Source organism: Johannesbaptistia floridana (assembly GCF_057440575.1).
Window position 1 is genome coordinate 1 of sequence record NZ_JALKVM010000288.1, and the last position, 9,265, is coordinate 9,265.

General features: G+C 38.7%; 7 protein-coding genes and 1 pseudogene. 5 read left to right on the forward strand and 3 right to left on the reverse strand.

Annotated features, from left to right (window positions below):
* Positions 1-968 (forward strand): annotated as a pseudogene (locus tag MW688_RS17640) (apoptotic protease-activating factor); the annotation flags it as partial.
* Between the two features lie 104 nt (positions 969-1,072).
* Positions 1,073-1,363, forward strand: coding sequence for a DUF2288 domain-containing protein (locus MW688_RS17645; RefSeq protein ID WP_486737327.1), 291 nt, complete (start codon positions 1,073-1,075; stop codon positions 1,361-1,363).
* Between the two features lie 649 nt (positions 1,364-2,012).
* Here MW688_RS17645 and MW688_RS17650 read toward each other — a convergent pair.
* Both MW688_RS17650 and MW688_RS17655 read right to left on the reverse strand, forming a co-directional pair.
* A complete protein-coding gene (locus MW688_RS17650) occupies positions 2,013-3,722 on the reverse strand; it encodes a DUF262 domain-containing protein (RefSeq protein ID WP_486737328.1) in 1,710 nt (569 codons plus the stop codon).
* A 109-nt stretch (positions 3,723-3,831) separates the two neighbouring features.
* Positions 3,832-4,071, reverse strand: a complete 240-nt coding sequence (locus tag MW688_RS17655; RefSeq protein ID WP_486737329.1) for a NifU family protein — start codon at positions 4,069-4,071, stop codon at positions 3,832-3,834.
* A gap of 337 nt (positions 4,072-4,408) precedes the next feature.
* On the opposite strand from MW688_RS17655, the gene speD reads away from it, so the two are divergent.
* The 3 genes from speD (at position 4,409) to MW688_RS17670 (ending at position 7,948) form a co-directional block, all read left to right on the forward strand.
* On the forward strand, positions 4,409-4,801 hold the full coding sequence (speD, locus tag MW688_RS17660; RefSeq protein WP_486737330.1) for an adenosylmethionine decarboxylase: 393 nt from the start codon (positions 4,409-4,411) through the stop codon (positions 4,799-4,801).
* A 41-nt stretch (positions 4,802-4,842) separates the two neighbouring features.
* Positions 4,843-5,124 carry a DUF6464 family protein gene (locus tag MW688_RS17665; protein ID WP_486737331.1) on the forward strand — a complete coding sequence of 94 codons (282 nt, stop codon included), beginning with the start codon at positions 4,843-4,845 and terminating at the stop codon, positions 5,122-5,124.
* Between the two features lie 241 nt (positions 5,125-5,365).
* Positions 5,366-7,948, forward strand: a complete 2,583-nt coding sequence (locus MW688_RS17670; protein ID WP_486737332.1) for a TIGR03960 family B12-binding radical SAM protein — start codon at positions 5,366-5,368, stop codon at positions 7,946-7,948.
* A 69-nt stretch (positions 7,949-8,017) separates the two neighbouring features.
* On the opposite strand, the gene galE is transcribed toward MW688_RS17670, so the two are convergent.
* Positions 8,018-9,016: a UDP-glucose 4-epimerase GalE gene (galE, locus tag MW688_RS17675; protein WP_486737333.1), complete on the reverse strand. Its 999-nt coding sequence runs from the start codon at positions 9,014-9,016 to the stop codon at positions 8,018-8,020.
* Positions 9,017-9,265: the final 249 nt, after the last annotated feature.

Here is a 9,265-nt window from a genome sequence, read left to right on the forward strand (position 1 = left end):
GGTTAGCCCCCCATTTACCTCCAGAATTGTTACCCGATGCCTTAGAAGCCGCCCGCGGTCTTGGGAGAGAAGACTATCGAGCTGAGGCGTTATCGGGGTTAGCCCCCCATTTACCTCCAGAATTGTTACCCTCCACATTAGAAGCCGCCCGAGGCATTGGAAATGAATACAACCGAGCTAGGGCCTTATCAGGGTTAGCCCCCCATTTACCTCCTGAATTGTTACCCGATGCCTTAGAAGCCGCCCGCGGGATTGGGTTTGAAGACCCCCGAGCTAGGGCCTTATCTGGGTTAGCCCCCCATTTACCTCCTGAATTGTTACCCGATGCCTTAGAAGCCGCCCGCGGGATTGGGTTTGAAGACCCCCGAGCTAGGGCCTTATCTGGGTTAGCCCCCCATTTACCTCCTGAGTTGTTACCCGATGCCTTAGAAGCCGCCCGAGGCATTGGAAATGAATACAACCGAGCTAGGGCCTTATCAGGGTTAGCCCCCCATTTACCTCGTGAATTGTTACCCGAGGCATTAGAAGCCGCCCGAGGCCTTGGAGATGAATCCGACCGAGCTTGGGCCTTATCTGGGTTAGCCCCCCATTTACCTCCTGAATTGTTACCGGTCGCCTTAGAAGCGGCCCGAGGCATTGGGAGAGAAAACTCCCTCGCAGAAGCCTTATCTTGGTTAGCCCCCCATTTACCTCGTGAATTGTTACCCGAGGCATTAGAAGCGGCCCGAGGCATTGGAAAAGAATCCTCCCGAGCTTGGGCCTTATCGGGGTTAGTTGTTAGATGTACTTCTCTACCTGTTGAGATATCATTATTCACAAAAATGCTTCATACTCTGGCTAGTCTTAATCGCTCTCATTTTTTAGAAAATATCTCTCCATTAGCTCCTTTAATTATCAAATTTGGAGGAATTGAAGCCTTAAGAGCAGTAAAAATAGCTATTGATGATGTTTGCTGCTGGTGGAAATAAGAAATACGATCGCCCGGGAGAGGGTAGAATGGTTCTACATAAGGATTACAAATAAGTAGTGTTAAAATCAATAAAAGTGGATTTAGACAGAATTTTTTCAAGTAATGACAGATATAAAAATACAACTTTCTGAAGAATTAGCGGCTATTCAATGGCAAGAGATTATTCCCCATGCTCAACGAGATGCCGTTATTATAGTTAATCCCAGCCTCGATTTGCTAGATGTAGGTGAAGCCATAGCCTTAGATAATACTAGCAAAGTTGAAGCTTGGATCGAGGAAAGTCTAATTACCAAACCATTATCAGAGCAATTAAGTCAATGGAATCAAGCTCCTAGCCAAAAATTCAATACTTTAATTGTACAGCCTTTTGTCTTAGTGCAATCTCTTGAATAAAGAGTAAATACAACGCTTAAAAATTGATTCTCGCCTGTTGGCCTATTTAGTACTTTTGCACTTGCGTGCTTTGGTCTAAGTCAACAAGGTGTGATAGTACAACTGAAACAATACCTTGTCATAAATTAAACGGACTTGATATTGTTAGGAAATCATGACATAATTTGGTGCGTTACGGGCTTCGCCCTAACACACCCTACTAGACTTCTCATTACTTCAAGACTTCAAAGCTTATTACTTAAAGACTTCAAAACTCATTACTTCAAAACTCATTTAAAGGCGATCGCCAAATTCTTGTTTTATTTGCGTCAGTTATATAGCCATATAAATAAGTTATGAGTTGATTGTGCCTTTCCTCTTTCCTTGGCTCATATCTTGCACGCAAGTACAAAAGTACAGAAATTGACCAACAAGCTACTACTTCAAAACTCATTACTCATTACTTATTACTTATTACTCATCTGTTGGTGCGTTACGGGCTTCGCACGCTTCAAACCCTACAACTACAACTACTTTTATACTGTTGGGTTTCGTGACCTCAACCCAACCTACAGGCTACCTTCAAAACTCATTACTCATTACTTATTACTCATTACTCATGTTTGGTGCGTTACGGGCTTCGCCCTAACACACCCTACTAATACTACTGCTATATTTGATCAATTTTCCAAATAGAAGTAGCAAATTTTGCCATTTGACTTTGACGGGAATTAATTGCTTTTTCATCCCATTGTTCATAATATTCTGGAAGAGAAGATGTAATCTGAAAACAACTATCTCTATATACCTCGCTCTTTTTTTTATAGGCTTCATTCCCGAGATTGCGATTAGCTTTTGTATCTAAAAGTGTCATATTCCCGAGACGATAAATATATTTATCTTGATTATATTCTTCTATATAAGACCATGGAGGAGAAGGATTCTCCGGTAAGATATGCTCTAAAGTATAAGCTGCACTCTCATCTTTGAAATCTTGTCCCCCCATTTGTTTTTCTAGTTTAAATAAAATATATTTTACTATTTTACGATTACGAGAGCTAGTGGTTTTTAATTCTTTTTCCTGAAAAAGTTTTTTAAAGGTATCATCATCAGGGTAAATTGGTGCTAAGGCTTGAATAATACTTTGTTTATCCTGAAGACTTCCTTCTGAGATTTGATAGGCAATTTGATTGTAAACTTTTTCTTGATCTGGTGTAGGTAGATTACAAATAACGTTATAACGAAAGGAAATCATGACAACGGCTTTGAGTATTTGAGTAAAAGTATCTCGTTGATTCTCTCCAAATTGTCGATAACAAGACATTAACATGGCTAAGGGTTGACGTACATAAAATAGAGTCAATTTTTCCAGAAAATCTTGTTCTTCTGGTTTCCAAAAAGTATCATAAGGATTACGTAAGGCGGCATAAATGGAAGAAGAATTATCTAAAGCCCTTAGGAGTTTAAATGCCTGTTGTTTATTGTTGATTTGGCGTCGGATAGTTTTAAATAAGTCAGATTTGCGTACCAATTTATGACAGCTATTCCAATAAATTCTTAAAAATTCAGAAAAATTTTCACTACCCAATTGTTCTACTATATGATCCCAAATATTTTCTAAAGTTTGTATTTCCGTGTCATGGGAATCACCAGAAGCAACCACAGAGAAAAGATAGTTTTTTAATAAATCAGTCGCTGAAAGTCTTACACCTCTAGAATTAAGTGTCTCGAATACTTTAAAAGCGTTTAATTCGTCGGTAACGGTGATTACGGTAAAAAATAGCTTATCTACCATTGTATCAATGAAAGAAGCGATCGCCTCTCCACTGTTTTGACATTTAGTTTTGATTTTGTTTTCAAAGAAATCAAAAGCTTTTCGTAGTTGATGTTCTGAGGCATTTAAACCCCGTTGTGGTATTTTTTGTAAAGGAATCAGATAGATTTGATAGAAGCTGTTATTGTTGCGATTAAGTTCTAGTTTCGAGCGAGGTACAAGAGTAACAGGATCTAGATAACCAATGTAACTATTTTGTAAATTCTCCTGGCGAAGTTTATTTTTACTAGCATCTACATTTTCATTTACCAAAGTTTGTAAGCGCTTAAGAGCAGCTAAAATTAAAATACTTATAGTCGTTATTCGTTGTTGTCCATCAATAATTTCAAATACTTTATTATTTGACGATTGGAGAACCAAATAACCCATGTAGTGAGCAGGTTCGCTGTCTTCTTCTAGTAGTCCTAACATATCTTGCCATAAGTCTTCCCATTCTTCTTCTGTCCCAAAATAATCTCTTTGAAAAGGTGGCACACGATACAATAGACCGTTACCCATAAGTTGACGAAAGGTCTGATTTGCCGTGTTAAAGTTGATAATTGACATGTTGCTTATTTAATTACAACTTATAGCCTTTAGTTACACTTGCTGTGTTTAGCAAGTGTATGTATACTGTCTTACCACATTTTACGAGGAGGGAAAAAGTGTAAGTTTTTTAAAACGCTTGTTCTACTTCTGCGATTTCAGGAATAAATTCTCTTAAACGACGTTCAATACCCATTTTAAGAGTCATAGTAGAACTAGGACAACTACCACAGGCACCTTGTAGGCGTAGTTTAACAATAGGACCTTCTATGGCTACTAATTCGACGTTTCCACCATCTGCCATGAGATAGGGGCGCATTTCGTCTAGTACTTTTTCTACATTGTCAGGGGTTAAGGCTAAAGTTGACATCAGTTTTTCCTCTTGGTTTTTTAATTGAACTTATATCTATCTACTCTAACGAAAATCTGCTACTGATGAGCACAGAAAAAATTTCTAATTAAAATCCTTGAGTTGTAAAAAAAAATATGTTATTCTTAATGCGCCGCAACACTAAGATATAAAGCGAATTTTAGAAGTGGTGATTTATCCCATATCGTCAAGTTTATGTAATATAAACAAGACTTATGTGATAAATAAACCAAAGCTAACTAGTTAGTAGAGGAAAAAGTCATCCCATAAATTTATAGAAGTGGGAATTACAAACAGAATATGTCGCACGCAAATTAGCGGGGGGGTATAGATAAGAATGGAAAAAGTGGGGAATCATTTAGTTTTAGATGCTTGGCAATCGTCACCTGAATTGCTTAATGATCCTGAAAGAATTCGATATGCTATTATTGAAGCGATCGCAGCAGGTAAAGCAACTTTGATAGATATGTGTGTTCATCAGTTTAGTCCCCACGGAATAACGGCTACAGCGACTCTCGCAGAATCTCATATAGCTATTCACACCTGGCCTGAATATGGGTATTTTGCTGCTGATATCTTTTTTTGTGGAAAAGGCAACCCAGAAGCTGCTATGGAAGTATTAATCGATCTCCTAGAAAGTCAAGAATATAAATTTAATATCATTGATAGGGGATTTCCTAACATAGTTTCTTCTACGAAACCCAAAAAATCTTATCAAGGGGTAGCATAGAATTAGCATATAAATTCAAGTAGAGTCTGACTAATTCAATTGTGAAAGTATTGCTAATTTTGGTGATTAGCTTGGTTCCTATTTTGCTATCTTTGCTAATATTACCCAAAGCAAAGCAAAGATGGCAAAATAACTTAACTAGAGCAAGAAATCAAAGCCAAAGACGTTATCAATCGTTAAATAGGTCTCCTATACCCCGATCCAATCCTTTTATTGGTGATATAACCTGCGTGCATAATGCGCGATCGCCTTATTTACGTTGTGCGATTAATCCCCAAGGACCTTGTCAAGGTTGTCCTGATTATCGCAAAGAAACTGAATAAGCATAAATTAGGTTATAAAACAATAGTTAAAATTAGGTGAGGGAAAGGAGTTTCTTGGTTAGAAAACAAAAATTTAAGCAGGGTAGGAAGCGCTCTTCCTAAGATAATTCCGTGCATTTCGTAACTAATCGGAATGCTGTCACACCAAATGAATAATGACCGGACTTGAGATAAACACACTAAATTAACTATCGATGGTAGTTAAACTAGATAAGTACGGCCAAATTATTAATCAAAAAATATGAATATAGCTATAGAGAAACTATTAACACCAGAGATAAACAAACCAGCACGTTATCTAGGTAACGAATTAGGGGCAAAACATAAGCCGTGGGAAAGTGCCAAGGTAAGATGGGTACTAACATATCCAGAAGTGTATGAGTTAGGGGCATCTAACCTAGGACATATTATTCTTTATAATATTATCAACGAACAAAAAGAACAACTGTGCGATCGCACCTACTTACCAGCACCAGATTTTGCCAATAAACTAAGAACAACTAATACGCCTTTATTTGCCCTAGAATCACGCCGTCCTCTCCAAGACTTTGATATACTCGGTTTTAGCCTCAGTTACGAACTAGGAGCAACCAATATATTAGAAATGTTGCAACTAGCAGGTATCCCCTTAACCTGGGCCGAAAGAAATCAAGGTGATGGACCTTTGGTCTTCGCCGGAGGACAAACAGCCACCTCTAACCCTGAACCCTACACGGAGTTTTTTGATTTCATTGTCCTCGGAGATGGAGAAGATGTACTACCAGAAATAGGAGAAGTAATAGCTAAAGAAAAAGAGAAAGGAAGTAAGCGAGAAGAACTACTCCTAGCCTTAGCAAAAGTTCCAGGGGTATATGTACCCCAATATTACGAAATGGCAGAAGATGGATCAGTATATGCCATACATCCTGAAGTACCAAAAAAAATCAAACGGCGTGTAGCTCAACCAGATCCAGATTATGCTATAGGCTTAGTACCCTACGTAGAAACAATCCATGACCGCCTAGTAGTAGAAATTCGTCGTGGATGTACTCGTGGTTGTCGTTTCTGTCAACCAGGAATGCTAACTCGCCCCGCCAGAGATGTGGAACCAGAAAAAGTAGTAAATGCCATAGAAAAGGGGATGAAAGCCACAGGTTATAATGAATTTTCCCTGCTATCTTTGAGTTGCTCTGACTATCTCTCCCTTCCTGCTGTAGGCATGGAAATCAAAAACCGTCTTAAAGACCACAATATCTCTCTATCCCTACCAAGTCAAAGAGTAGATCGCTTTGATGAAAATATTGCTAATATTCTAGGAGGAAATCGCCAGTCAGGGTTAACTTTTGCCCCAGAAGCAGGCACTCAAAGAATGCGCGATGTAATCAACAAAGGATTAACCAACGAAGAACTATTAAGAGGGATTAAAACCGCAGTAGAACAAGGGTGGGAAAAAATAAAACTCTACTTTATGATTGGATTACCCGGGGAAACTGATATAGATGTCCTAGGAATCGCCGAAACCATAAAATGGTTAAAACAAGAATGCCATCAAAATGGCCGTAAAAGAATTAACTTTAACCTGACTATCTCCAATTTTACCCCTAAACCTCATACCCCCTTTCAATGGCATTCAGTGTCAACTAGTGAATTTAAAAGAAAACAAGAACTACTCAAAGAAGCTTTTAGAAAAATAAGAGGAGTCAAGGTTAATTATACTGATGTGTGCATCTCCGCCATGGAAGATTTTGTCGGCAGAGGAGATCGCCGTCTAGCAAAAGTAGTACGCCGTGCCTGGGAATTAGGGGCAGGAATGGATGCTTGGTGGGAAAATCTCGATAAAGCTTATCAAGCTTGGTCTCAAGCCATTGACGAAGCTGGCTTAACTTGGAAATATCGTCAAGTAGAAGCTGGAGAATGGAATATTATGGAAATGCAGGGACAAGAAGCTTTAGATGCACCCCTGCCTTGGGATCATTTAGATACAGGAATAGATAAAAATTGGCTGAAAGAAGATTTGAAAAAAGCATTGGTGGCAGCAACAGTACCTGATTGTGCCTTTGATCGCTGTTCTCTCTGCGGCATTTGTGGTCCTGAATTTGGCCACAATATCGTGATTAAACCTCCTGCTATACCAGAATTTATCGGACATTTCCAACCAGATACTAGTAGAGTCCAACGTTTAAGAGTTTGGTTCGGCAAAATTGGGGAAATGGCTTTGATTAGTCATCTTGATTTACTACGCCTCTTTGATCGGGTTGTACGACGTGCAGGTATTCCGATATCTTTTACTGGAGGTTATCATCCTGGACCTAGGATTGCTATTGCCAATGCTTTATCATTAGGAATAACTAGTAATGGGGAAATTGTGGATTTTGAATTGAAAACCTCTATGTCACCTGAAGAGTTTCAAGAAAAATTAGCTGCCAATTTACCCTCAGGATTACCAGTGTATCGAGTAGAAGAGGTACCCCTGAAGTCAAAATCTGCTAATGCTTTGTTGGCTAAAGCTGAATACTTGGTAACTGTAGCCACAGAAGCAGAAGTTAGTCCTAGTCAATGGGAAACTTGGGTAGCAGATTTATTAGCTACTACCGAGATTGTTTGGGAGAAAAAAACTAAGTCAGGGAAAAAATCTGAAGTTAATCTGCGCGATCGCCTATTTAGTTTAGATATCGATTCTATAACAGATACAGTCACCAATTCTGTTAGTCTTCACTATGTGGGTAGCTGTCGTAATGATGGCACTGTTTTAACTCCTGATAGATTAGTATATATGTTAGAACAAGTGACTGGAGTAGAATTTTCTCTGGTTAAGGTTCATCGTTTGGGTTTAGAATTGGAATAAAAATAGGTGAATCACCTACAGCGATTTTAAAAATAAGCTGTAGGTATGATTATTTTTCTTAATAATTGTTTATCCATGACGTTTTTGATGCCATTGCCAAGCGTGAGCAATAATTGTCTCTAAATCAGCATATTGGGGTTGCCAGTTCAGAATTCTTTTGACTTTAGCACTACTACCAATCAAAATTGGAGCATCTCCCGGGCGGCGATCGCTTTCTTCGGCAGGTATTGGTTTTTGGGTTACTTTTCTTGCTGTTTCAATTACTTCTCTTACAGAAAAACCGTTACCATTACCGAGATTAAATACTTCACTATCTCCACCATCTAAAAGATATTCTAAACCCAATACATGGGCTTGTGCTAAATCATTAACATGAATATAATCTCTTACGGCGGTGCCATCATCTGTGGGGTAATCTGTGCCAAAAATATATAGAGATTTTCTTTTACCCAAGGCAGTTAACAAAGCCAGGGGAATCAAATGAGTTTCCGGGTGATGGTCTTCTCCTAGTAAACCGCTAGGATCTGCCCCTGAAGCATTGAAATAGCGAAATGCCACTGATTTTAACCCATTAGCTTGATCTAAGTCTTCGAGTATCCTTTCTACCATATCTTTACTGGTAGCATAGGGGCTGAGGGGATTGCGTGGGTGATTTTCTGTCATTGGTATTTCTTGAGGCATACCATAGATAGCACAAGTAGAGGAGAAGACAAATTTTTTCACATTAGCGGCTAACATTGCCTCTAAGAGGGTTAAAGTGCCAATCACATTGTTATGATAATATTTAGCCGGTTCTTTTACCGATTCTCCTACAGCAATATAAGCAGCAAAGTGCATAACTGCGGCAATTTCTCTAGTAGCAAATAAATTATCTAAGAAGGGGCGATCGCATGTATCTCCCACTATCAATTCTACCTTGAGAACATCTCGTATTATCTCAGGATGTCCATAGGAGAGATTATCTAATACCACTACTTCATATCCTGCATTTTTAAGAGCTAACACTGCATGGGAGCCGATGTATCCCGCACCGCCTGTTACTAAAATTGTTGGTTTATTATTCATTATCTTCTCTATATAAATTAATCTCAATCTTAACTTGTTTATCTCTCTTATATGATGATGTTTTTCAAACAAAAGTAAAACCCCTATTGTTAACACGAACTACTGCTATAATTAAACAGATTTGCTTTGAATACAAAATATTAATGGTGCGTTACTGGCTTCGCACGCTTCACACCCTACAACTACAACTACTTTTATACTGTTGGGTGTAGTGACCAAGGGCCCAACCTACAGGTTACTGGCTTCTTACTC

Bases quoted from the DNA above. Each gene is read 5' to 3' on its own strand.
- MW688_RS17670 (WP_486737332.1), top strand. From the start codon at position 5,366: ATGAATATAGCTATAGAGAAACTATTAACACCAGAGATAAACAAACCA.
- MW688_RS17655 (WP_486737329.1), bottom strand. From the start codon at position 4,071: ATGTCAACTTTAGCCTTAACCCCTGACAATGTAGAAAAAGTACTAGAC.
- MW688_RS17650 (WP_486737328.1), bottom strand. From the start codon at position 3,722: ATGTCAATTATCAACTTTAACACGGCAAATCAGACCTTTCGTCAACTT.
- speD (WP_486737330.1), top strand. From the start codon at position 4,409: ATGGAAAAAGTGGGGAATCATTTAGTTTTAGATGCTTGGCAATCGTCA.
- MW688_RS17645 (WP_486737327.1), top strand. From the start codon at position 1,073: ATGACAGATATAAAAATACAACTTTCTGAAGAATTAGCGGCTATTCAA.